We start from the raw sequence: 25,022 nt of genomic DNA on the forward strand, positions 1-25,022 counted from the left end.
AAAATCTTATTTTATTATTCCAGCGCTTTGAATTATTTGTAAAGGGCTTACTATTAACAACCGCTTTATAACTTGTCCGATTTACCCATCTTAGAATTTTTCGTTAAGCTACTGTCTTTCTTTAAGCTGACCTCTGTTTCGGCCTTAGCTGTTAAAGGCGTTTTACCAGACTGCGGAGTGACATCGGGTTGTTCAGTTAATGTATCACTTCCTAGCAAATAACTGCCTGTCGTCAACTGCATCGTCGCTTGCGTATCTTCTGCACTGCTTCTACGTGCTTTGTCTAAGCTCGATTCAAAAGCACCACGGATGAGTTGCCAAATAAAACCAACAAACAATCCCGCCACTAATACCACCAATATTGGTAGCATGTTAGTAATCGCACCCGCAAAATCTTTCATCATAACAGCGTAAACGACATTGATATTGGCTGGTGCCAATACACTAGGGTCATTCAAAGCGGTACTGGGTGCTAATAAAACAGCAAACAGCACCATCCAACTCATACCACCCAGTGGTTTCGGTAACATACGAGCGACCAACAACCATAATACCAATACGATAACGACACCGCCAAGGTAAGCATACATTGGTAAATCGGCAGGTGGTACGTCTTTGACCATCTGCCCCCACCATATAGCAACCTCACCGAGAATATCACTGATGGCTTCTAACGGTAAGATGTGTACGATATTTTTTAACCAGTCCATACGCGTTTCACTATTTGCATTTATAAATTATGCGTCATATTTTCGTTTTTGCAGACAGACAGTAGATACTGCTCTACTATAACCAGTAACAACGAATACATCATCGACATGCACACTTGATAGGTCGCTAGTTTATCACGACTCTCTACCAAAATGCATGTGACCAAATGTTTACTAAACGTTTTATTGATTGCTTTCTAAAGTGCTCGTCTCAAGGATTGGTCTAAAACAGCCTTGCAGAAAACGCCTTAAAGTAAAGATACTAGTCATAAATATTATCTTGCGCTTCGCGAGCACGTAGCTCAGCTTGGCGGCGCATGACATCCTGAGGTGGCAACTGCACAAAATAGCCTTGTGACTTCAGTTTTGCCAATACTTCTGCTTTATCAACACGGGCTAGCGTTGGCGTGGCTGCCAAATCTAGATGCATGACAAACTTACTACGGCCTAAGCCTGCACGGAAATCTTTGGGTAAAACACCCAACCAATCCCTGATCTCATCGGTATCATCTGGATAATCAGGGCGGGCAATATAGACGTACATATCGTCATGTTTTAAAAATTTATAAATATCGCAATGCATAAAAACAACCTATCAGAAACTATCGCCATAGGTTAGCATATTTTGGGCGATTATCAGTAGTCGCTTTATGTTTTGGTATCGGTAATCGCCTCTCATTTCCTACAATTTCACAGACGTAAAAACCGTCTATTTATTGATAATTGTACTGATTGCCCTCTCAAACAGTCATTTTTTCCACAATTATCCACTTTAATGTGGTTCATGTCTTGTAAAAATACGATTAACCTTTCATAATAAAAGCGTTTTTCAGGAGAGAGTTTGTAAGCATCTGCCTCGTATCAAACCGCATTGGTCATACGATGTCTATAATTGCTATACGACCACCGAAGGCGCATCTACCCTGCCAATCGCTCAGGTAAAAGGACTGAAAAAACACATGTCATTATTGTTTAGTTAAACGCTATTAAGCGTGCATAACTCAAACATTAGGCATAACAAATCTGGAGAGCGGTAAAACGGACGACGTTTTACCCACCGAAGGGGAGAAAATACGCTATCATCAATAGCAGGTTTAGATTAAAAACCACATAGTGATGATTCGTGTTGAAAATCTCAGGTCACAGGACAGATAGGGCTATTGCTTAAACCGACGTTCAGCGTCTGTTTGGTCTACGGTTTTCTATTTATTTTTTGTGCCACCCTTTGATGTAATACTTGCACCTTGCAATGTTGCTTCTCACTACTATGATAATGCGCATCCGTTTCTATACTTTTGAGTATGACTGATGTACACATAAGGATTTGTTATGACCGATACTCAAGATAACCAAGCTCAAAATCAAGCGCCTCAACGCACTCCTCTATATCAGTCTCACGTCGACAGTGACGGCAAACTGGTGGATTTTTCTGGTTGGGAATTACCGATTCATTATGGCTCACAAATAGAAGAGCATGAAGCCGTTCGTACTGATGCAGGGATGTTCGACGTCTCACATATGGTCGTGGCTGATATCAAAGGCAGCGATGCAAAAGCATGGCTACAGAAACTGCTGGCTAACGATGTTGAGAAACTAAAAACTGTCGGTAAAGCCCTCTACTCTGGTATGTTAAATGAGCAAGGTGGCGTCATCGATGATTTGATCGTCTACTTGATGAATGAAGAAGCCACTGAATACCGTATCGTCTCTAATGCTGCCACTCGCGATAAAGATATGGCACAGTTCCATAAAGTCGCTGAAGGCTTTGACATTGCTATCACTGAGCGCTCTGAGCTTGCGATGATTGCTGTTCAAGGTCCAAACGCCGTAGAAAAACTGGCACAAGCCAAACCTAGCTGGGCAGATACCTTAGCAGGACTCAAGCCTTTCGTTGGTGCCGACCTAACAGATATCGAAGGCACAGATTGGTTCGTTGCGCGTACCGGTTACACAGGTGAAGATGGCGTCGAAGTCATCATGCATGGCGATGATGCACCAGCGTTCTTTGAGCAATTAAAAGCCAATGGCATCAGACCTGCGGGCCTTGGTGCACGTGATACTTTGCGCATGGAAGCCGGCATGAACCTATATGGCCATGATATGGACGACTCCATCAGCCCTTATGAGTGCAACATGGGCTGGACACTAGCGCTAAAAGACGAGCGTGACTTCGTCGGCCGTGCTGCTATGGTTAGCAAACGCAAGCAGTCAAAAGAGGACAACACTGCAATGAAGCAAGTGGGTCTACTACTAACGACTCGCGGCGTATTGCGTGAAGGCATGACGGTGACCATCAATCAAGGCACAGACAATGAGCAGACTGGTATCATTACCAGTGGTACATTTTCCCCTAGCCTCAAAAACTCAATCGCGATTGCCCGTATTCCTGCCAGCGTATCAGACGATGACAACGTCCAAGTTGATCTGCGCGGCAAAGGTAAATTCGTTGATGTACGCGTTCTTAAACTACCATTTGTCCGTAATGGCAAGCAGCAGTTTGACTCATAGGCTTTATAAATTCTATTATTAGCCTCTATTAGATTTAGCTTTACTATTCTTGCTTTACTATTCTTGTTAATTAACCTCTATCACGTAGGAGAGAGACCATGAGCAACATCCCAGCAGAACTAAAATACATTGCCAGCCACGAATGGTTACGCTTAGAAGACGACGGCACTATCACTGTTGGTATCACTGACCACGCTCAAGACCTACTGGGTGACGTGGTATTTGTTGAATTACCAGACGTTGGCGACATCATCGCTGTTGATGATGAAATCTCAGTGGTTGAATCAGTAAAAGCCGCTTCTGACGTTTATGCACCTATCTCAGGTGAAGTTGTGGAAATCAACGAAGCACTAGAAGATGATCCTGAAATCATCAACTCTGACCCATATGGTGAAGGTTGGTTCTTTAGAATGAAGCCTGACAACATCGCTGACTACGAAGCATTACTGACTGCTGATGAGTACGAAAACGAGCTGTAATATCAGCCCGATACTCTAATCTACTAGCAGCGCTAGGGTTAGAGGTAACTGTTCATCATACCTTATTACATCGAAAACTCGAATAATGACAGATACTAGCAGCAGCTGGTATCTGTACGCTTTACTCTCAAAACCTGCATACCGTTTATTACTTCCAACCGCTATTTGATTTATTCGTATCAATCACTTGTCAGATGATATTGAAGAAGTGCACTCAATAATGACTCAAGTTGATCATTCAATCCCCAGCATGGATCCTAATATGAGCACCAACACTGACCTTAAAGATAACATTGCAACGCCTACTCATACACCGCAGCTACAAGCGTTTCGCGACGTGGTTGAATCACGCCGTTCTGTTCGTCGTTTTACGGACACGCCCATACCTGATGATGTATTAGCAGACTGTTTGCGTTTGGCCATGTTGGCGCCAAATTCTAGCAATCTACAGCCGTGGGAATTTTATGTCATCGATGATGTTGATAATCGCAAACGTGCGGTGAAGAACTGTATGAATCAAAACGCGGCAAAAACGTCAGCACGCCTGATTGCGGTCGTTGCTCGTACTGATATCTGGCAAAGTCATGCTCAGCAAATCTTACGTGAATACCCTGACAAGCCTGTACCAAAAAAGGTCAAAGACTACTACACCAAAGTCGTCGCACTGGACTTTTTACGGGGTCCAGTTAATGTGGTATCAGCGGCTAAATGGGGCGCAACTCAAGTGGTCAGACGCTTAAAAGGTCCGATTAAATCGCCTTATTATACTTTTGAAGACACCAAAAACTGGGCAACCAACAACACCTCGCTCGCGGCGGAAAACCTAATGCTAGCACTACGCGCACATGGCTTTGACAGCTGTGCGATGGGCGGCTTTGATGAGCCTGCCATGAAGCGACTATTAGGTTTAAACAATGATCAACATATCATTATGATGATTGGTGCTGGCGAGCGTGCTGACAATGGTGTCTACGACACCCAGTACCGCTTTGATCAAGATCAGTTTGTGCACTACGTCTAATGCACCATGCCGTTATTTTTAGTTAATCTCTTTATTACTTTATTACTCCCTTAATCAAGGACTATCATGACTATCTCTCAAAACCCGACGTTTGATACTTTTCAAGGACTATTCAACGAAGCTGAATTTGTCTACCGTCATTTAGGTTCAAATGACACCAAGCAAGCTGATCTGCTGAGCGCTGTTGGTTATCAAGATATGGCCAGCTTTATCAATGATACCGTGCCTGAGCCAGTACGTTTGCACAAAGAGTTAGACTTGCCAGTTGCGATGAGCGAACATGCCGCATTAGCGAAACTACGTACGATGGCAGATGACATCACCGTTAAGAAAAGCTATATCGGTCAAGGTTACTCGCCTGTGCGTATGCCTGCTGTTATTCAACGTAACGTTCTCGAAAATCCAGGTTGGTACACTGCTTACACCCCTTATCAAGCTGAAATTGCTCAAGGTCGTCTAGAAGCCTTGCTTAACTTTCAACAAGTTTGTATCGATCTAACAGGTCTTGAGCTTGCTGGTGCCTCATTACTTGACGAAGCAACCGCAGCTGCTGAAGCCATGGCGATGTCAAAGCGCGTGAGCAAAAGCAAATCGATGCAGTTTTTTGTTGATGATCGCGTCTATCCACAAACATTAGATGTCATCAATACTCGCGCCAAATACTTTGGCTGGGACATAGTCGTTGGTGATTTCGAAACTGCCAAATCAGGCGATTATTTTGGTGCATTATTCCAATACGTCGGTGTTGAAGGTGACGTAAAAGACCTAACAGACGTCATTGCAGCTGTTAAAGAAAACAAAACCTACGTCAGTGTGGTTAGTGACATCATGAGCTTGGTGCTACTAAAATCACCAGCTGATATGGGTGCAGACGTGGCTTTGGGTAGCACACAGCGCTTTGGTATCCCAATGGGCTTCGGTGGTCCACATGCGGCTTACTTTGCTTTCTCTGACAAGGCCAAACGCTCAGCGCCTGGCCGTATCATTGGTGTATCAAAAGATTCGCAAGGCAATACTGCACTACGTATGGCATTACAGACTCGTGAGCAGCATATCCGCCGCGAAAAAGCCAACTCAAACATCTGTACGTCACAAGTATTGCTTGCCAACTTGGCAGGTATGTATGCTGTGTATCATGGTCCAACTGGTGTTAAACGCATCGCCACGCGTATCCATGCGTTTGCCACTGCCTTTGCAGATGTGATTAAAGGTGCTAACGACAGCAACTTAAACGTGGTACATGATCAGTTCTTCGATACCGTTGTGGTTGATTGTGGTTCAGAAAGTCTGGCTACTCAGATTTTTGAAAACGCGGACAATGTTGGTTATAACTTATGGCGTTTGGGCGATAGCAAACTAGCCGTTTCATTCAGTGAAATCAGTGATCAAACAGACTTTAATGTCTTAACTCAGCTGTTTGTCAGCAAAACACATGACTTACCTGAAGCAGCCAGTGTATCGCTTGATAGTGCACACTTACGTACCGATGATATCTTGACACATCCAGTATTTAACTCGCATCACACCGAGCATGAAATGCTGCGTTATTTGAAGTCGCTTGAAGACAAAGATTTGGCGATGAACCGTAGCATGATTTCACTTGGTAGCTGTACCATGAAATTGAATGCGACCAGTGAAATGCTACCGATCACTTGGCCTGAATTTGCCAATGTGCATCCTTTTGCACCGCGTGATCAAGTCACTGGCTATATCGCCATGATTGATAGCTTACAAGACCAACTCAAAGCCATTACTGGTTTCGATGATGTGTCTATGCAGCCAAACTCTGGCGCATCAGGTGAATATGCAGGTCTGCTTGCCATCCGTCGCTATCACGAATCATTGGGTGAGACTGACCGTGATGTTTGCTTGATTCCAATGTCAGCGCACGGTACCAACCCAGCGACTGCCATGATGATGGGCATGAAAGTGGTTGTGGTCAAAACTGATGACAATGGTAACGTTGATATCGATGACCTAACCGCTAAATGTGAAGAGCATAGCGCGCGTCTAGGTGCGTTGATGATCACTTATCCATCGACGCATGGTGTGTTCGAAGAAGGCATTCGTCATATCTGTGATTTGATTCATAAGCATGGTGGTCAGGTCTATATGGATGGTGCCAACATGAATGCTCAGGTAGGCATGATGCAGCCTGCAGATGTCGGCGCAGATGTACTGCACATGAACTTGCATAAAACTTTCTGTATCCCACATGGCGGCGGTGGTCCAGGTATGGGTCCTATCGGTATGAAGGCGCATTTAGCACCATTTATGGCCAACCATACGCTAAGCCCTGTACATAACGCGCAAAAAGACTGCTCAGCAGTATCGGCAGCGCCTTATGGTTCAGCGAGTATCTTACCAATCTCATGGATGTATATCGCCATGATGGGCCGTGATGGCTTGCTAAAAGCGACTGAGATGGCATTATTAAATGCTAACTATGTGGCCGCTGAACTAAAAGACCACTACCCTGTGTTATATACAGGTAAAAACGGCCGCGTTGCTCACGAATGTATCATCGATATTCGTCCGTTAAAAGAAGATACTGGCATCAGTGAAAGCGATATCGCTAAGCGCTTGATGGATTATGGTTTCCACTCGCCAACGATGAGCTTCCCAGTTGCTGGCACTTTGATGATTGAGCCGACAGAGTCTGAGTCAAAAGAAGAGCTAGACCGCTTTATCAGCGCGCTCAAATCTATCAAAGCTGAAGCGTTACAAGCCAAAGCTGGCGAAAATGGTTGGACGCTAGAAGACAACCCATTGGTCAACGCACCGCATACTGCTGCTATGGTGACTAGCGGCGAATGGACGCACCCATACAGCCGTGACACAGCTGCATTCCCGCTTCCTTATATCCGCGCTCATAAGTTCTGGCCAAGCGTAGCACGTGTCGATGACGCTTATGGCGATAAGAACCTCATGTGTTCTTGCCCAAGTATCGAAAACTATTTGTAATCGTAGTCTTTGATAAATCATAAGTAGTTTTTTATAAGAAAACAAACCTCCAAGTCAGTAGCTGGCTTGGAGGTTTTATTTTTTGTGTACACTATTAAATAACATCAGAAAATGATGATAGTATTGATGAATATCACAAAATGACTTTTATGATGTTGGAGCAGACATGCAACAGAAAAATCGCGTAATTCTCATCCACGGTCTGCACCAAACTGCATGGATTATGCGACCTTTAGCAAAACGCTTACAAACGGCAGGTTTTGAGACTCATCAATACGGCTACCGTAGTATACGTGATGGAATCAAGACTAATAGTCAACGTTTAAACGCTTGGCTTGAGAGCAATCACAATCCTGCCAAGCCCATCGACCTCATTGGTCATAGCTTAGGCGGGCTAATTATTCGTGATTTTATAGCGCACTACCCTCAGTGGAAAATTGGACGCTGTGTGACTCTAGGCACGCCGCATAATGGCAGCATTAGTGGCGATTATATTTGGCGACTCGCTCCTGCGATTGTCGGTAAATCATACGAGCAAGCTTTGGATGGCACGGTTGCGCCTTTGCCAAAAGGTATTGAACTTGGCGTCATAGCTGGCAATAAAGCGCAGGGTTTAGGGCAACCTATCCTAGCCTATCATAATCGAAAATTGCGTAAGACAGATAATGCGCCATCAGCAGAACATCTAATGCATGACGGCACAGTATATATACAAGAAACTAAGATTGAAGCGGCTGCCGATCATATCGTGATGCATGTCTCACATACGGGTATGCTAGTCCACAAATCCGTTGCGAAACAGGCAATGTATTTTTTACAAAATGGACAATTTGAACGCTGATCGTTATGAGGTTTTGATAATTAACAACGCGCAAACTCCAACAGACATTCACGCTTATTAAGCATGAACACCCATACCTTGCTGTAATTCAGTTTTATGCTTCTCAATGACTGGAATCAAGGTATGCACTATCCAGTTATTGCGCCAACCTTTTAGTCCTTGTGGCAACTCACTGACGCCTTTGTTGAAAGCCACAACTTCATACAGTTGAGCAAGCCATTTTTTACGCATCAGCACATTAGCAGGCACACCAATTTTCTGCGCTTGATCATCTATCGCTTGTTGCACGGCCTTTGATAGGACTTTGTTTTTTGAACGATAAGGTGGCAATAGACAATCAGGATGCTCAGCAGGTGGCAAACTCTTTGCGTCTTTGATGACCTTCAGCAACTCTTCACCATACAGTCGCAACATACTGCGATGCATCGTTGTTTTATGCGCCAGCTCTCGCATGCTGTTAGGCTTTTCGGTGATAATTTCGCGCACTGCTTGTTTTTTTATCACAAACGTACGGGGTTGATTGGTCGCACGCGCCAGTTCTTCTCGCCACGTAGCAACTCCTTTGAGTATCGCCATCTGCTGAGAATTATAGCGATAATCTGCCATCGTTAAATACATCGCATCATCTTCAACGTGCTGTGTATTGTATAAATCACTGGCATAAAGCTGACAATCTGCCCATACATAATCGTACAGACCTTGTTTTTTTAGCTCGTATTCAAGGCTTAGATACAACGCTGGTAAAAACCGCACATCATCAATCGCATATTGCTCTTGCTCATCCGATAGCGGACGTTGCAGCCAATCTGACTGGCTTTGTTCTTTATCAATATGCATATCCAACTGATCATCAAGCGCTTGCTGATAACCCATCTGCAGTTGACCAGTTAGATAAGACAACGCGATTTGCGTGTCAAATATATTGGTCAATGGCGGACAACCAGACAACAGATAAAAAATGCCCAAATCTTCACCGCATGCATGCCAAATCGCTACATCCACTTCACTCAGCGCCTGCCACAGTTCAGCCAATTGCAACTGCGGCGCATCTAGCAAATAAATATGGTCACCCGTATTCAGCTGAACCAATGCCAATCTTGGATAGTACGTATCACGCTTGATAAATTCGGTATCTAATGCGACGCGGCCGCAAGTAGCCAATGCATCGATGACTTGAGCCAGACCGCCTTGCTCACGTACCCATGTGACAGCGGCTTCATCAGCGATATCTAGTAACGCATCAATATCTGGTTGTGGCGGTAACACTGCTGAATCGACATCGGTGTTAAGTGGTTGACTGGATACGTCGTCATTAGCAACACAAGCATCGACTTGAGTGTTTGAATGGGTAGAAGCGTTCGAAACATGGTTGGACACGGGCAGATACCTGCATAAATAAGAGAAAATAAAACGCTAAACCACGTTTTAATAAAATGAAATAATAAAACAATTATAACAGTACCATCAATTATAACAGTACCATAAAATCAAATGGGCAAGACTTGACGGTGGTAAAAACACTATAACAAGTCTATAAAAATGAGCGATTTTGCATGGCTTGACCAAGTGTCATACTGTCTAAGTACTCAAGCTCACCGCCCATCGGCACCCCTTGTGCCAAGCGTGTGACTTTATTGACATGACGGCTGACGGCTTCACTGATAAAGTGTGCGGTGGTCTGCCCTTCAACAGTAGTACCAGTAGCCAGTATCAGCTCTTCAACAGGCTCTTGTTTGACACGCCAGACCAGCTGATCGATATTTAAGTCATCAGCGCTGATGCCGTCGATAGGTGATAAGTGTCCGCCTAAGACAAAGTAACGTCCACGATAACCTGCTGTCTGCTCTATTGCCATCACATCTGCAGCCGTTTCGACCACACATAACAATCCATCATCACGTCTCGGATCTTGACACAGCGGACAGATAGCCTCATCACTGAAGCTATGGCAACGCTGGCATTCAACAATATCACGCATCGCATCATCAAGTGCTTGGGCAAGCGCCATGCCTTGTGGGCGTTTTTTGGTGAGCAGATGTAACGCCATACGTTGGGCACTTTTTTGCCCGACGCCTGGCAAAATACGTAGCTGTTTGACCAGCTGATCAAATTTGGCTGTCAGCAAAACCACTTCCTTTATCTATAAACCGTAGCTATAAAAATGGGGTCGTATCGTGTCGATAACAACCCCATTTGCTAGACATTATAGTCAGCTGACATATCGCCAATTAACCATAAAACAAGCCGCCTATCCATACCAAAAATTAAAAATAACGTGGAAGACTAGTACCATTCTAGTAGGCTCAATAAGTCTAACAAGTTAGATTATCTCTGGAATAGATATTAGAACATGCCTTGCATACCTGGTGGTAGACCCATACCTGATGTTGCGCCAGCCATGGTTTCTTCATACAAGTCATCTGCTTGACGAACGGCATCATTGATAGCAGCAGCAATTAAGTCTTCGATCATGTCTGGCTCGTCTTCGAGCAAGCTTGGGTCAATGGTTAAACGCTTAACGACATGGCGACCAGTCATGGTTACTTTTACTAGACCACTGCCCGCTTCTGCGTGCACTTCTTTATTGGCAAGATCTTTCTTAGCGTTTTCAACGTTTGCTTCGACTTTCTTTTGCATCGTTTGTGCTTGTTGCATCAATGCTTGAATATTCATAGTTGCCTCTTTTGTTTTTTAATAATAAATGATTGATATTTGACTAATATAAAGTGCTAATAGCGATTATACCGTTATCTTTACAAACTGTCTAAACCACGCGCCAAATCTTTGATGATATCTTCTACGTCTTCTAAACCTACAGACAGACGAATAAGACCATCTTTGACGCCTGCTTCTGCACGAGCCTCAGCAGTCAGTCGGAAATGTGTGGTGGTCGCCGGATGGGTAATGGTTGTTTTCGCATCGCCCAAGTTATTGGTGATAGACACCATCCGTGTTGAGTCAATGACATGCCAAGCGGCAGCTTTTGAGTCAAGGTCAGCAGTTGGTTTTACTTCAAAACCCATGATAGCACCATAGCCACCTTTCATATGATGTTGGCGTGTGGCAAGCTCATGAGCAGGATGATCGCTCAACCCTGAGAAATGCACGGTACTTACATTAGGGTGATTGACTAAGAAATCCGCCACTTGATTGGCATTTTGACAATGTGCTTGCATACGCAATTTAAGTGTTTCAAGGCCTTTCGTAAATACCCAAGCATTAAATGGGCTCATACTAATACCACCTGAGCGTACCACGGTAAATGCTTCTTGCATCAGCTTATCGCTACCGACCAGCGCGCCGCCAAGTACTCGACCTTGACCATCCAAATATTTAGTTGCAGAGTGAATCACCACATCGGCACCCAAATCTAATGGGCGCTGTAATGCTGGCGTGGCAAAGCAGTTATCAACCACTAATAAGATATCATTGGCTTTACATAACTGGCTGAGATAACCAAGATCGCAAATCTGCGCTAGCGGATTACTTGGGCTTTCGCAATAAATAACCTTGGTATTTGGCTGAACGGCATTCGCCCATGCTTCGTTATCGAAGCAATCAACGTAGCTAACTTCGACGCCAAACTTGGCCATATAGTTGTTGAATAGACCAATGGATGAGCCGAATAATTGATTGGCCGCCAGTAGATGATCACCTGCTTTCAAATAGGCTAAGCACATGGTCAAAATCGCACCCATACCTGAAGCCGTCGCAACCGCGCGCTCACCGTTTTCTAGGGCTGCTAGACGACGCTCAAAGGTACGCACGCTTGGGTTGGTATGACGTGAGTAAACATTGCCTGTTTTAGTACCATCAAAGTGCGCAGCAGCATCAGCAGCAGACGTGTAAACATAAGAGCTAGTGGTAAAAATAGGCTCTGAATGTTCACCTTCGTCCGTACGGTGTTGCCCTGCTCGTACGGCAATGGTCTGCATACCATAATCCAGCCCTAAATCTAAGGCATCGTTGCGCCAGTTTGGATCTAATTTGTTTACATTGCTTTCATCATTGGTTTGCGACTGACTCATAAATCTTCCGTTACTTTGATAGTTATAAACTTGACTGTAATAAAAGTGGCTGCTTATTTTTTAATTATTGACCTAGGGCATGCTTTCAATTCACTCGATAGTTATCTCAATGGGCTAAAAATGGCTAAATCTTGCCAAACATCGTCAAATAGCCGGTTAATATCCCGATATCATCTGCGCTATTTTTCTTGTTTGACGGCAATTTATCTCATTTTTATCACCATTTTTGAAATGAAGACACGCCCTAATAAACCAGCGTTATCATATCATGCCAACTTATTCCAAACAGCTGGTTTCAGATGATTATCAAATGTTATTTTTGAATACCGACATACCTCTTATATCAAGATAGGTTTGAAGATTAATAAAGATTAAAGATTAGTTAAACGACCAATAAACAAGCCACTACATCTAACAAAAATAACGTATTTATAATAGGCATAGATGCCGACAGCTGATAAGCTTAGCGGCGATCTAAGTTCCACCTTGGGCAGTTTTATTACTTGTCCCATAATTGGCACTATTTTCTGTCAGCAAACACAGGGATATCATGCTTACTTTTAACGGAATTCTTATTATATTAAGGCTTACTAAGGTAACTCATTTATGTCGATGTTCAGTATAGATCCAAGTAATCTATCGTTGAGTCTAACGCTCGGACTTACCTTAGGACTTGTTGGGTGCCAAAGCTTACCGAAGCAACCACATCTGCCTGAAAGCCAAGCATTATCAGCGCGTGTGGATGCTCTATATCAACCTAAAAGCAGCCAAAACATTGAAGACAATGAAACATCTATAACCACTAATATCGATCTAGTCGCAGCCGTTAGTGAGCAAAATGATATTCATCCAGAACTATCGGGCTACCACCCTATCGTGACTGGTGCCAATGCATTTGCCTCTCGCAGCATATTAACGGATATGGCCACACGAAATATCGATGCACAGTATTATATTTGGCACAATGATCAAGCAGGCCAATTACTGTTAAGAGATTTATGGAAAGCTGCTGAGCGTGGCGTGCTTGTGCGTTTATTATTAGATGATTTTAATAATAACGCGACATTCGATCAGCACTTACTGCGTTTTGCCAGCCACCCTAATATTGCGGTACGTATCATCAACCCCCTTATGTACCGTAAATTTCAAACATTGAATTACGTCACGGGCTTGCCACGTATCAACCGCCGTATGCATAACAAAAGTATGACCTTTGATAAGCAGATTACTATTATTGGTGGGCGTAATATTGGCGATGAATACCTAAGTAATGATAAAAATAGCCAATTTGCAGATTTAGATGTTTTACTGATTGGTAAAGTAGTCGCTGACATTGATAACAGTTTTACCAGTTATTGGTCATCGCCATTATCCTTTGACATCGAAACCCTAGTCACCGCTGATGATAACTCACCGTCTGATTTTTTATCAGCATTAGACAAACTTGGTCTAGATGACAAAAAAGAAGAGAACGATTTAACTATTTATAAAACAGCAATCGAAGACTCAACGATAGACAGCGATTTAATCAATAAGCGTGTGCCTTTTCGTTGGACAGACATGCAGTTTTTGAGTGATGATGTTGGTAAATTGACAAAATCCGTCCCTGCTGATACCAACTTGGTGCATCAACTACGGACATTGCTAGGTACGCCAACCAAGCAATTAACGATTATCTCCTCTTACTTTGTGCCGACCAAAAACGGTGTCAATACGCTGGTGAAACTGGCCGAAGCTGGCATTGATATCAAGATTTTAACGAATTCATTTGATGCAACCGATGTAACGGCTGTGCACTCTGGCTATAGCCAATGGCGTCCTAGCCTGCTCCGCGCCGGTGTCAAAATCTATGAGCTAAAATCGACCGCTTCTGAAGAGCAACGTGAAAATAAGCTGTGGAAAGCACGCAGCCAGTCGTCAACCAGCCTACATGCAAAGACTTTTGCGGTTGATGACCACCAAGTATTCATTGGCTCATATAATGTTGATCCCCGATCTGCCAATATCAATACCGAAATGGGTGTGATTATCAATGATGATGAGCTAGCGAGACAGTTACATGGCGCACTTGGCGACGATTTATTAAGCAAAGCTTATGAAGTGAAGTTATTAGACAATGGCAACCTGCAGTGGCAAACCATGGAAAATGGTAAAAAAGTGGTTTACGATTCAGAGCCGCGTGTCGATGTCAGTGACCATGTTTGGTTGACTATCATGTCATGGTTACCTATTGACTGGCTATTGTAGCGCTCATACTTGATAATCCTCGAAATGACTATTTAGAGGTAAATTAGAATGACTGAGTGATTAATTTTCGCTTACTCTCAGAACCCTTGTAACTTAGACATCTGTTTCATATATTAGCTCCCAAACCTTTATTTTTTCGACAAATCACTATCTATTTATACTGATTTGTCGTTTTTTATTATGGCCGGTTATCTAGATAATAACCGGCTTAACGAATACCTTTATATATGCGTGATCTATTATGCCCTCCCGTTCCCAATATGCACTGATGTCTTCCAAAGACAGAAATACAGTAATGTTTATCTGCTTTAGTAGTGCAGTGGCATTTTTTGATTTTTTGATTTATTTATATATCTCAGATATTGTGGCGGCCGCTTTTTTCCCTGCTAACATCGACCCGACTATTACAAAGATACAAGGGCTCGGACTGTTTACGATTGGTTATTTGGCACGCCCGATTGGGGGCATTGTTTTTGGTCGTTATGGTGATATAAAAGGTCGCAAACCCATACTATTAATCAGTATATTAGTAACAGCGCTTAGCTTATTGGCAATGGCAAGCTTGCCTACCTATGCACAATGGGGATTGATTGCACCTATTTTATTTATCACTCTACGATTCATACAAGGCATGGCATTTGGTCTTTATGTCCCACTCGCTTGGATTTTTGTGGCGGAGCATGTGCCACGACTGTATTCGTCCGTCGTCTGTAGTTATGTCAGTGCCAGTTTTTACGTAGGGGTTTTATTCTCTAATGCCTTTTTTCTTTGGCTAACCAGTTCCATGACGACGGCGCAATTGGCTGATTATGGTTGGCGTTTACCATTTTTCATCGCGGCTGCCTTAAGCCTTATGCCATTATTGGCATGGCGATGGATCGATGAATCACCATTTTTCCTTGAAATGAAAAACTCAAAGCCAAACAACCATGTTGCCAGACCATTCCGTCTACTCTTCAAGCACTGCAAGCATTCACTATTTATCGGTATGATTCTCACCCTTATTGTTTCTAGCGTAACGACCGTTGTCGTACTTTTATTACCTGATTTGATTGAGTTGCATTTTACGTTAGATAGTGATCTGTTTAAATTTTCCCACAGTCTAGGCATTGTATTTATGATTCTTGGCTGTATCTTTTATGGAATAATCTCTAACCATCAAAATTTTGGTAAAATTTTGACCATTGGTTCTATTCTGTTAATCGTTCAGATGCTGGCATTCTTTTATCACCTACAGGCGAGTGGTGACTACATCCTCATTATGTATGCACTGTTAGGATTCTTTGCTGGCATCATTGGTATGATACCAGCCATTATCTTGCAATTATTTCCGACCAATGTCAGACTCACAGGAATGGCTTTTTGTTATAATATGGCCTACGGCGTTGTCGGAGTATTAGTACCTTTCGGGCTTGGCTATGCCACTCTTTATGTGGCTTTCTCACCAGCACTCTACATTGCGTTCATCGGTTTTATTGGAATAATAATGGGCATTTACTTCTATAATTTGCCCGAAGCCAAAAAAATAAACCAGATTATCTAGATCGGGATACTCATTAAAATGTTTATACCGTTATTTTGTATAAACATTTTTGTACTAAACCCCACACTCTCAAAGATTAGAATATTAAGGCTTAACAATCATGGTTGATATGACCAATAAAAGACTCTCTGTCGCACCTATGATCGACTGGACAACTACAGATTATCGGTACTTTGCACGGCTCTTTAATCCGCACGTGTATTTATATACAGAGATGATCAGTACAGGTGCCCTAATACATGGCAATCGCGCACGCCATCTACGCTTTGATACGCAAGAGCATCCGTTAGTGTTGCAGCTAGGTGGTGCAGACAACAGCGAGATGACACAATGCGCTGAATTTGCACAGCAGCATGGCTATGATGAAGTCAATATCAACGTTGGTTGCCCATCAGATCGCGTACAGCATAATAAGATAGGCGCATGCCTAATGGCAGAGCCTCACACAGTTGCAGACTTGGTCAAACATATGCAAGCAGCAGTCGATATTCCGGTGACGGTTAAGCATCGCATCGGTATTGATGACTTTGACAGTTATGAATTTATGGTAGATTTTGTGCAGGCGGTCGCCGAAGCTGGCTGTACGCGATTCATCGTTCATGCACGTACTGCGTGGCTACAAGGGCTGAGTCCTAAGCAGAATCGCGAGATACCACCACTTCGCTATGAAGACGTTTATCGCCTGAAACAAGACTTTCCAGCGCTCGATATTGAGATTAATGGTGGGATTGACACCATCGCTGATATTGAAACGCACTTGCAGCATATTGATGGGGTCATGATTGGACGAGCGTTTTATCACAATCCTTACTTATTAGCAGAAGCCAATAGTTTATGGAGCGACGAGCCAGCACCTAAACGCTCAGAGATTCTGTCGCAGCTTTATCCATATCTCGAAGAGCAACTCGCCAAAGGTGAACCGCTACCTACGATGACACGTCATTATTTAGGGTTATTCCAAGGACTTATGGGTGCACGTAAATGGCGTCAGGCATTGAGTGGTAAACCTCAGCTGACCATTGATGATATCAAACGCGCGGCAGATGAAGTCTTCTTATTGAATCCTGATATGTAGTAGCTTTTATCATCGTAAGAACGACAATAAAGACATATAAAAAATCAGCAACAATTGCTGTTTATTTAAGCTGCTTGCGCCATATACTGCCACATCGCTGCACCGTTGTTAGCGATGTGCAATAGTATTGGCAATAATAACGACCCTGATTTGACACGTGCATAGCAAAATACCAATGCTAATACGACAATGGTGCTGATTTCATAAATACCATACTGCACATGGATTACTGCAAATATCAAACTGGTCACAATACTGGCAACGATTGCACCTCGATACTTTGTTGAATAAGAGGAATCAGCGAACTGTTCTGCGATAGCCGTCCACAAAATACCGCGAAAGACCAGCTCCTCATACAATGGTGCAACGATGACCATCGCAAAGACCAGCAGCCATACCGAACTGACAGATTGGTATAGCGGATCTACAAATACCAGTGGCGTCTCATCAAGAAAGTACGTGAGCGCCTGACTGGCAATCATAAATATCAATAGCAGCCCAGCCATTTTCAACCCTGCCGCAGGTGAAAATGACTTTAGCGCCAGATACTGACGCACACTGCCTCCCCTCAAACGAATGACAGAGACAGTAATCCCTGTTATTAACACACAACCTATAATGATAGAAAGACTCACAACCGTGCCATCATTACCGCCAAATAAGAAAATATCACCTACTGTTGCATTTTGAGTAGCAGGTAACACTAACTTGCCAGCGACATATATCCCTAGCAATTGACTGACAAAAAACACCATTACCATGCCTACCGTCAGTAGGAATGCACCCAAGTGTGAAAACAATGGCACATGGTTCAGCGATGCAGCTTTCTTGTGTGAGTCAGTAGCATTTTTTAGCATAAAGTCGTTACTCAAAAGTCTGTTTTCAGCCTATGTCTGTAAAAAACATCAATAATAATTAACGACTATTTTAACAGTTGCTGCTCAATCAATGACAATACTTGCAGCGATACAGAGTCAGGATATTCAAGCGGGAACATATGACCACCTGCATGAGTGGTATAAGGCACCCCTAACCGTGCCTGCACTTGCTGGGGGAAGTGACGTTTTAAGAATATGCTGTCTTCACCAATAATCAAAGTGACGGGCACCTTAGGACCACGATTTGGTGCCAACCAATACCAAGATGGATTGGTACGGAATACGGCGACTTCGCTAGATTTAGGAATCGCTAAGGTTACTTTACCGTCAGCACGTTGGTGTAATCCATAATCGATATAGCCTTGAAAACTGCGCTCATCAAAATTCTTAAAAAACCCCTTATGGCGCATCTGTTCATAAGCATCCGCTCGACTATCCCACACATCACGGCGGTGCTTAGAGATTCCAGCAGGTGATAACTTATCCATCAAACGATTATTCATCAACGGCAGTCTGTCTGCTGTCTTTGCTAAATGCCAGAACAAACTGACCTTGCCATAAATCCAAGGTGGATCCATGAGGACTGCTTGCGCAAAGTACTTTGGCTCGCGATACAATGCTTGCATGGTACACATTGCGCCAAGTGAGTGACCAACTGCCACTACTTGCGTGACGCTATGTTTCTCACAAGCATCTTTCACGCTATCGATAATTTGGTTTGTGAGACTACGCCAATGATCGTCTACGGGATAACCTGGGGTATCGCCTAGCATCGCAATATATTCAATCGTAAAAAACTCTGCTAAATTCTCAAAAAATGGCTGATAAACAGCACTTGGCATACCATTGGCATGCGCAAAATGAATAACAGGTTTGTTTGTTATTTTAGAGATAGGTAAAGCGGCAAAGGTCTGAAAATTGCATTCATCAGTCATAACAGGCTCTCATCGAATCATTATGGATAGCTTATGTGTCATTTATCATGATCAAATCTGACATATCTAATATATAACTAAGAAGGCTGAGCATAATCATATACTCAGCCTTATCAATCATACACATTAAATCTCAAATACAAAATGCTTAACGCATCTCTACATTGCCATCTTCTTTTGTTAGGACATCAAGATTGACACTTGAGCCAATGCCTGCACCTAACTTAACAGCGAAGCGATCCATAAACGACTCAAAAGGATCTGTTGGGCTGTAGTTAATCGCCGTATCAAGATCTAACTCTTTTTCTAAGCTCGCGATGCTACCTTTCTTGTCTGCTAGACCAAGTTCGATAGACTGCTCACCTGTCCAAAATAGCCCTGAGAACAACTTGTTCTGTTCAGGATTTTTTAGACGGTCGCCGCGGCCTTCTTTCACTGCATCGATGAAATGCTTGTGCGTATTTGCTAATACTTTTTCGACATGACTTTCTTCATAGTCAGTCAATGGACGCGATAAGCTTAAGATATCTTTGTATTCACCAGCGGTCAACGTACGATCTTTTACGCCGACTTTATCCATCAAGCCTTCAATATTATAGCTCGACATAATCACGCCGATAGAGCCAACCAAACTTGATGGATTGACATAAATCTCGTCTGCTGCAGAAGCAATGTAATAAGCGCCAGAAGCACCAATATCACCAATCACTGCGTAAAGTTTCTTGTCTGGATATTCTTGACGCAACTCCATCATAGTCTGCCAAATTTCATCAGACTGTACAGGTGAGCCACCAGGTGAGTTGATATCTAGCACAACAGCTTTTGAATTACTGTTTTCAAAAGCACGGGTCAATGCTTCATTGACATCATAGGCATTGGCCACATCGCCACTACTAATGACACCTTGCAGCTCAACCACAGCCAAATGTGGCTCGCTGTTGTCGACTGCATCAATACCTGTTGATGCACTGCTGCAACCACGACCAAGGGTCAAAAATATCAATAAGATATAACCAAAGGTCAATAATTTAAAAAAGATACTCCAGCGACGAGCGCGGCGCTGTTCAACCACACTAGCCAGCAATGTGTTTTCCAGCAGTCGCCACTCTTGTCCAGTCGGTTGGCTTGATTGCTGCATGGGTGCTGGCTGATTTGCCGAAGTGTCAGGACGTTTGTTAGGGTCTGGTGGCCAGTTGGGCATATAACTTCCTAAGTCAGAAACAATCTAAAACGATAAAAGAGATGATATAGAATATAAATGTAGTAAGAAGCTAGTTCTTACTCTCGACGCATTTGTAATGCAAGCGTCATTTATATTAATAGGTTGGTAAGTATGGTCGCATTTCCATTATGGTTCAATAGTATAACTGTGAAATATCACCATATTGTAACGCTAAGAGTATGAGCAATTTTTTGAGAGGTATTATTATAATTTAGTATGAGAATTTGCTCTGAAAGTTATCATCTATAGATAGTGTCACCTCTAGCGCTTTATCATCATAAGTCACAATATTCTTAATGCCTTGAAGGCCTAGTACATTGACAGTTATATGCGATGTACTGTGTCCAAGCCATGTAATATCAGATGGCATTATTGTTTGATTGATGGTTATTGGATCAGTGGTTGTTTGATTAATAGGTGTTTGACCAGCAGCTACCTGACCAGATAATGGCTCCGTTGAACACAGCAACTCCCACATCTGCCAAACACGTTGATGAGTATCTGCATTCAAAACAAGACGTGATGTAGTCTCTGCTACATTAGGCGTCAAGGATGAAAGGTTAGACGGCAGTGTTTGTACAGCTGCAGGTAATGACCTAAGTGGATCAGCAGCATTATATTTTAGTACTTGTATTGGTAAGCCAGTGTCTATAGCGAGCGTGCAATCCCAAACGCTGTCATCATCTATTGTGCTCCAACCTGTCAATGCTTGTATGGACAAGTCGCCATTCGGTAGCTGCCATGTTTTACCCTGCTCGCAACCTTGCACGCTAATATCTGACTTACTCTTAGATTGACTGGCGACCTTATATGAGCGCTGAAGTGCAGGCCAACGATCAAAGCGCCCTGCCTGCCAGTACTGATTAATAGGCAGTTGCTGATTTAACTGTGCAACCGTCAGTGGTAATAGCTCAGAACCTATAGTATTAATGTCAGCACGCTTATCATCAGTTGTCAGCGTAGCCGTCAATCCAACACTACCACTCTGTACGGTAATACCCTCTAGCTTATTAATCGATAAACTGCCCAATTGCTGCTCCAACATCGTCGAGAGCTTCTCTACCGTCAAGTTACTTGGCATCGTTCGTGTGGCTTTCGGTCTATGATCAGCTAAAAACAGCCAACTGACACTCTTATTATTGGTACTTTCAGAATTGGTAATAGGATACTGCAACAAAGCAGCGCTTATAGATTGATTGCCCGTTGGTAGTATATATAACGTTGGGGTCATCGTGAGTGACTGCTGATTGGCATAGACCGTCATCATGAGCATGGTCAATGGCGGTAATACTAGCCAACGACTGATAAACCCACGTGGTAACAGCCAAGGCAATATGCTTAGCAATACCATTAATAAAATCGCTATATTCACTGGTGTATAGAGCCAGGCTTCTGACAATGAGGGTAATGACGTCAGCCATATCATTAGCTCATGCAAGCTCGCAACAATGGCACTAACGAGTGCCCAAATCCTATCAGCGATAGTAGGTGACAACAGATAAAAAAGCCCTGCCAGTAGATTGAGCGGTACAATCACCCAACCAAATAAGCCGATAGCAAATAGATTGATGAAAAGCCCCCATAGTGAGGCCTTGCCGAACAGCAGTAACGTAATAGGCAGTAAAGTAATAAACAACCAAAACTGTAGTTTAAATATGCGTCTACCTATCATCCAAACACGTTTGGCTAACTCATTTATAGCATTGGAGTTGTAGGCGCCAGCTTGATGAATAGATACAGATGCTTGCCTATATTTATAGGACGTGTCTTCGTATTTAAGTAGTAGTGCCACTGCGATAAAAGACAACCAATACCCTGCTTGCCATAGTACATAAGAATCAAGCCATGCCATCAAGACTGCCAGTGCAAACAATACACGCATGGTACTGATAGGCAATAGCGTTAAACGCACCAAGCCTATCGCTAGTAACATCCATGCAGTACGGGCAGCAGGTACATCAAATCCTGTGAATAATGCATAAACAAAAGCCGCACCAATCATCACCCACCAACGCACTTGCCAACGTGGTATATAGCGATAAACAACTGGACAGAATCGATCAAAAAGTAAAACCGCACTTCCAGCCAGCACAATCGCTAAAAACAATACATGCGTCCCTGATATTGCCAGTAAATGCGAGATACCTGCCAACTGATACAAATCCTTAGTATCGCGATTGATTAAACTACGGTCGCCTGTCAATAAACTGAGCGTGACAGCTTTTGCTTGCTGCTCTGCTGTGGTTTTATTACTCCAGTCTGTATAAAAATGCTGCCGCAATTGCCAACGCCCTTGGTCAATACGAGTACGCAAACGTTGAAGATAGCTATCGGAAGTAGGTGCTATGTTTGATGATTCACCATTAGAAAAAGTCGACGTACTAGCCGCCAATATATTTGCGACACCATCAATATGGCGACCTCGCAACCAACGATAGCTATCAAAACCAGAAGGATTGTTTAACGCTTGTTCAGAGGTAGCCAGTGGCGCAAGCCTCAAACTCATAAATAGCTGATCACCTGGCTGCAAATGATTTAAGTTTGCAAATTGATCACTGTCTGAAGACATTTTAGATAGGGTTTTTTTGGGGTAAGCATTGAGTAATACACGGTACTCTATACTCTCATTGATACTGCCACTGCCACTGCCACTGTCACTGTCACTGTCACTGTCACTGTCACTAATATCTGAATTTTTATCATGCGATGTATCATTATTTTCAGTATTTTCACTTAGGCTATTTTTGCTATCACTTAAAAAATTAACGGTAATATCATCTAAGTCTTGCGATATTAACTCTGATACCAGCGGTGATACATGACTAATAACCGCCACTTGTCGATAGCCGCTTTCTGTAGTGGCATCATAGACGCTATCGCTTATCCCCTCAATGGTCACCAACGCTTGCACACGCATAGGCTCAGTGACTGCTGTCATTTCTGCTTGTTGGTGGCTGAGTAAAGCTTGTATCGCGCTACCCACAACCAGTCCAATCGCCAATATAGCGGCTATCAAATGATTAGCAGCACGAAATAATAATTTAGGATAATGTGGAGAATAGCTAGAATGTTTTTGCGAGGAACGACTAATATTGACGGAAGGTATATTGAATTGAACAAGGATAATCAAAACGATAGCAATCGCCATTAGTGATAAAGGTACGATAGAGACGTTAGCAGTATTCATTAATAACGGACTCATTGGCATATTATATGAAACTGCCAACACGCCCATCATAGCGCTAATAATCAAGCTACAGATCAACCAATACACCAGCACTCCTTGCTTGATGATATAAATATTATGATATGACTAAATATAGTAAGTGGTTACGATGGGCAGCAACCTACCATCATAAACAACCTGCCACCACAGAGAAGTATCGGCATAAAATTGAGCCTAAACGAGCGGTAGCTAATACGTCATACAATGGCATTTATATTTATATTACCCTATACTGCTCATACATAGTACGATGACGATACTCTGACATTATCATACTATATAATCTCACCCGTATTTTTTATTAATAATATTACCTTATAACAGTCCATCAAGATAATTGATCGGGCTGTAGTTAACGATTAAAGGCAATCTTGTGCCCCAAAAACGTCTAAAAAGCCTACTTCCTACACCAGAGAAAATTCTAGAAAGTCGCACCTTAAAACTGTTTGCACCGCATTTAGCTGATCCACGATTATGGCACTTTAATCGTCACAGCCTAAATAAAGCGGTCTACATTGGTGTGCTTAGCGCATTTTTTCCATTGCCGGGACAGATGCTGATAGCGTTGGTTGGCTCATTAGTATTCCGTGCCAATGTTCCGATGGCGCTCGGTTTGACTTGGATTACCAATCCGCTTACTAGCTTGCCTATTTTTTATGCTGGTTATTACATCGGCGCCAAAATTATCGACGCACCAGTGCTCAGTCTCCGACTTATCGGACGAATGATTGCTGATTTTAGTTTGTGGGCACTGTCAGATGGTGCCAATCCATTTATTACCTATCGTGGCACTGTATCGATTGCGGCATTTTGTATCGGACTCACAATTTTAGCAGTGTTGACTAGTATTATTTGTGGGTTGGCATTTAAAGCAATTTGGCGCTATAAAACGGTCGTCAGCTGGCAAAACCGTCAGGATATACCTTCTGACAAACCACCCAAATCCTAAATTATGCTAGATACTATTAGATTATAGATTAATAACAGCATCAACTGTCTGTACGCTAGGCTATCTACACTACACGTCTTTGCTATTTTCTATAGCTTCCGTGATATTACTGGTAAGATTGCTATCCATCACAAAAATCTCAACCACCTCTTCACCTTTGAATAGCGTATAGCGTTTGCCTGTTGCGCTATCTTGGGCTTTGAGATCGTAATCGACACCAGCCAGAGTAATGGCATCAAAGACAGGTGTCAGCAGATCTATCTGTGCCTGTTTATCAATCGTATCGAACAATGCCGGATCCATATAAGAATGTAGCGGCGCATTGCCTTCTTCGGCACTGCCAAAAGCTTCGATTGGATCTTCATCTTCATTTTCATTCATTATGTTTATCCTTGT

Annotated in this window: 20 protein-coding genes and 2 riboswitches; of the genes, 9 read left to right on the forward strand and 11 right to left on the reverse strand. The window is 43.0% G+C overall.

The window, feature by feature from the left end; all coding sequences use genetic code 11:
• Positions 1–65: 65 nt before the first annotated feature.
• Entirely contained in the window at positions 66–710 is a 645-nt protein-coding gene (locus tag ACZW67_RS03680; protein WP_465182206.1) for a hypothetical protein, read from the reverse strand.
• A gap of 262 nt (positions 711–972) precedes the next feature.
• The gene (locus ACZW67_RS03685; RefSeq protein ID WP_465182207.1) at positions 973–1,293 is read right to left on the reverse strand and encodes a YcgL domain-containing protein; all 321 of its coding nucleotides are present in this window, start codon (positions 1,291–1,293) and stop codon (positions 973–975) included.
• Positions 1,294–1,530: 237 nt separating this feature from the next.
• Positions 1,531–1,670, forward strand: a riboswitch (glycine riboswitch).
• Positions 1,671–1,723: 53 nt separating this feature from the next.
• A riboswitch (glycine riboswitch) is annotated at positions 1,724–1,871 on the forward strand.
• Between the two features lie 168 nt (positions 1,872–2,039).
• Here ACZW67_RS03685 and gcvT point away from each other — a divergent pair.
• The 5 genes from gcvT (at position 2,040) to ACZW67_RS03710 (ending at position 8,523) form a co-directional block, all read left to right on the forward strand.
• On the forward strand, positions 2,040–3,218 hold the full coding sequence (gene gcvT / locus ACZW67_RS03690) for a glycine cleavage system aminomethyltransferase GcvT (RefSeq protein WP_465182208.1): 1,179 nt from the start codon (positions 2,040–2,042) through the stop codon (positions 3,216–3,218).
• A 98-nt stretch (positions 3,219–3,316) separates the two neighbouring features.
• A complete protein-coding gene (gene gcvH, locus ACZW67_RS03695; RefSeq protein ID WP_110922708.1) occupies positions 3,317–3,697 on the forward strand; it encodes a glycine cleavage system protein GcvH in 381 nt (126 codons plus the stop codon).
• 262 nt (positions 3,698–3,959) lie between these two features.
• Positions 3,960–4,718 (forward strand): nitroreductase family protein, encoded by a 759-nt coding sequence (locus ACZW67_RS03700; RefSeq protein ID WP_465182209.1) that lies wholly within the window; start codon positions 3,960–3,962, stop codon positions 4,716–4,718.
• A gap of 66 nt (positions 4,719–4,784) precedes the next feature.
• A complete protein-coding gene (gcvP, locus tag ACZW67_RS03705; RefSeq protein WP_465182210.1) occupies positions 4,785–7,682 on the forward strand; it encodes an aminomethyl-transferring glycine dehydrogenase in 2,898 nt (965 codons plus the stop codon).
• Positions 7,683–7,848: 166 nt separating this feature from the next.
• A complete protein-coding gene (locus tag ACZW67_RS03710; protein ID WP_465182211.1) occupies positions 7,849–8,523 on the forward strand; it encodes a lipase family alpha/beta hydrolase in 675 nt (224 codons plus the stop codon).
• A 57-nt stretch (positions 8,524–8,580) separates the two neighbouring features.
• Here the strand turns inward: ACZW67_RS03710 and ACZW67_RS03715 are convergent, their stop codons facing one another.
• The 4 genes from ACZW67_RS03715 to ACZW67_RS03730 form a co-directional block, all read right to left on the reverse strand.
• A complete protein-coding gene (locus ACZW67_RS03715; protein ID WP_465182212.1) occupies positions 8,581–9,900 on the reverse strand; it encodes a ribonuclease D in 1,320 nt (439 codons plus the stop codon).
• A 154-nt stretch (positions 9,901–10,054) separates the two neighbouring features.
• Complete coding sequence (recR, locus tag ACZW67_RS03720; protein ID WP_110922704.1) at positions 10,055–10,648, reverse strand: recombination mediator RecR; 594 nt, start codon at positions 10,646–10,648, stop codon at positions 10,055–10,057.
• A 218-nt stretch (positions 10,649–10,866) separates the two neighbouring features.
• Positions 10,867–11,196 (reverse strand): YbaB/EbfC family nucleoid-associated protein, encoded by a 330-nt coding sequence (locus ACZW67_RS03725; RefSeq protein ID WP_110922703.1) that lies wholly within the window; start codon positions 11,194–11,196, stop codon positions 10,867–10,869.
• Positions 11,197–11,276: 80 nt separating this feature from the next.
• Positions 11,277–12,551, reverse strand: a complete 1,275-nt coding sequence (locus ACZW67_RS03730; protein ID WP_352259371.1) for an O-succinylhomoserine sulfhydrylase — start codon at positions 12,549–12,551, stop codon at positions 11,277–11,279.
• A 606-nt stretch (positions 12,552–13,157) separates the two neighbouring features.
• Here ACZW67_RS03730 and ACZW67_RS03735 point away from each other — a divergent pair.
• The 3 genes from ACZW67_RS03735 to dusA all read left to right on the forward strand — a co-directional run bounded on the left by ACZW67_RS03735 (position 13,158) and on the right by dusA (position 17,416).
• Positions 13,158–14,798 carry a phospholipase D-like domain-containing protein gene (locus ACZW67_RS03735; protein WP_465182213.1) on the forward strand — a complete coding sequence of 547 codons (1,641 nt, stop codon included), beginning with the start codon at positions 13,158–13,160 and terminating at the stop codon, positions 14,796–14,798.
• Between the two features lie 241 nt (positions 14,799–15,039).
• Positions 15,040–16,341 (forward strand): MFS transporter, encoded by a 1,302-nt coding sequence (locus ACZW67_RS03740; RefSeq protein ID WP_465182214.1) that lies wholly within the window; start codon positions 15,040–15,042, stop codon positions 16,339–16,341.
• Between the two features lie 100 nt (positions 16,342–16,441).
• On the forward strand, positions 16,442–17,416 hold the full coding sequence (gene dusA / locus ACZW67_RS03745; protein WP_465182215.1) for a tRNA dihydrouridine(20/20a) synthase DusA: 975 nt from the start codon (positions 16,442–16,444) through the stop codon (positions 17,414–17,416).
• A 65-nt stretch (positions 17,417–17,481) separates the two neighbouring features.
• On the opposite strand, the gene ACZW67_RS03750 is transcribed toward dusA, so the two are convergent.
• The 4 genes from ACZW67_RS03750 to ACZW67_RS03765 all read right to left on the reverse strand — a co-directional run bounded on the left by ACZW67_RS03750 (position 17,482) and on the right by ACZW67_RS03765 (position 23,725).
• On the reverse strand, positions 17,482–18,273 hold the full coding sequence (locus ACZW67_RS03750; RefSeq protein WP_465182216.1) for a lysostaphin resistance A-like protein: 792 nt from the start codon (positions 18,271–18,273) through the stop codon (positions 17,482–17,484).
• 65 nt (positions 18,274–18,338) lie between these two features.
• Entirely contained in the window at positions 18,339–19,229 is an 891-nt protein-coding gene (locus ACZW67_RS03755; protein ID WP_465182217.1) for an alpha/beta hydrolase, read from the reverse strand.
• 148 nt (positions 19,230–19,377) lie between these two features.
• Positions 19,378–20,430 (reverse strand): signal peptide peptidase SppA, encoded by a 1,053-nt coding sequence (gene sppA / locus ACZW67_RS03760; RefSeq protein ID WP_465182218.1) that lies wholly within the window; start codon positions 20,428–20,430, stop codon positions 19,378–19,380.
• Between the two features lie 232 nt (positions 20,431–20,662).
• Positions 20,663–23,725: a ComEC/Rec2 family competence protein gene (locus ACZW67_RS03765; RefSeq protein ID WP_465182219.1), complete on the reverse strand. Its 3,063-nt coding sequence runs from the start codon at positions 23,723–23,725 to the stop codon at positions 20,663–20,665.
• Positions 23,726–24,050: 325 nt separating this feature from the next.
• On the opposite strand from ACZW67_RS03765, the gene ACZW67_RS03770 reads away from it, so the two are divergent.
• Complete coding sequence (locus ACZW67_RS03770; RefSeq protein ID WP_465182220.1) at positions 24,051–24,626, forward strand: DUF2062 domain-containing protein; 576 nt, start codon at positions 24,051–24,053, stop codon at positions 24,624–24,626.
• 69 nt (positions 24,627–24,695) lie between these two features.
• Here the strand turns inward: ACZW67_RS03770 and ACZW67_RS03775 are convergent, their stop codons facing one another.
• Positions 24,696–25,007: a hypothetical protein gene (locus ACZW67_RS03775; RefSeq protein ID WP_465182221.1), complete on the reverse strand. Its 312-nt coding sequence runs from the start codon at positions 25,005–25,007 to the stop codon at positions 24,696–24,698.
• Between the last annotated feature and the right edge of the window lie 15 nt (positions 25,008–25,022).

The organism is Psychrobacter sp. TPE 89C, from assembly GCF_055522395.1.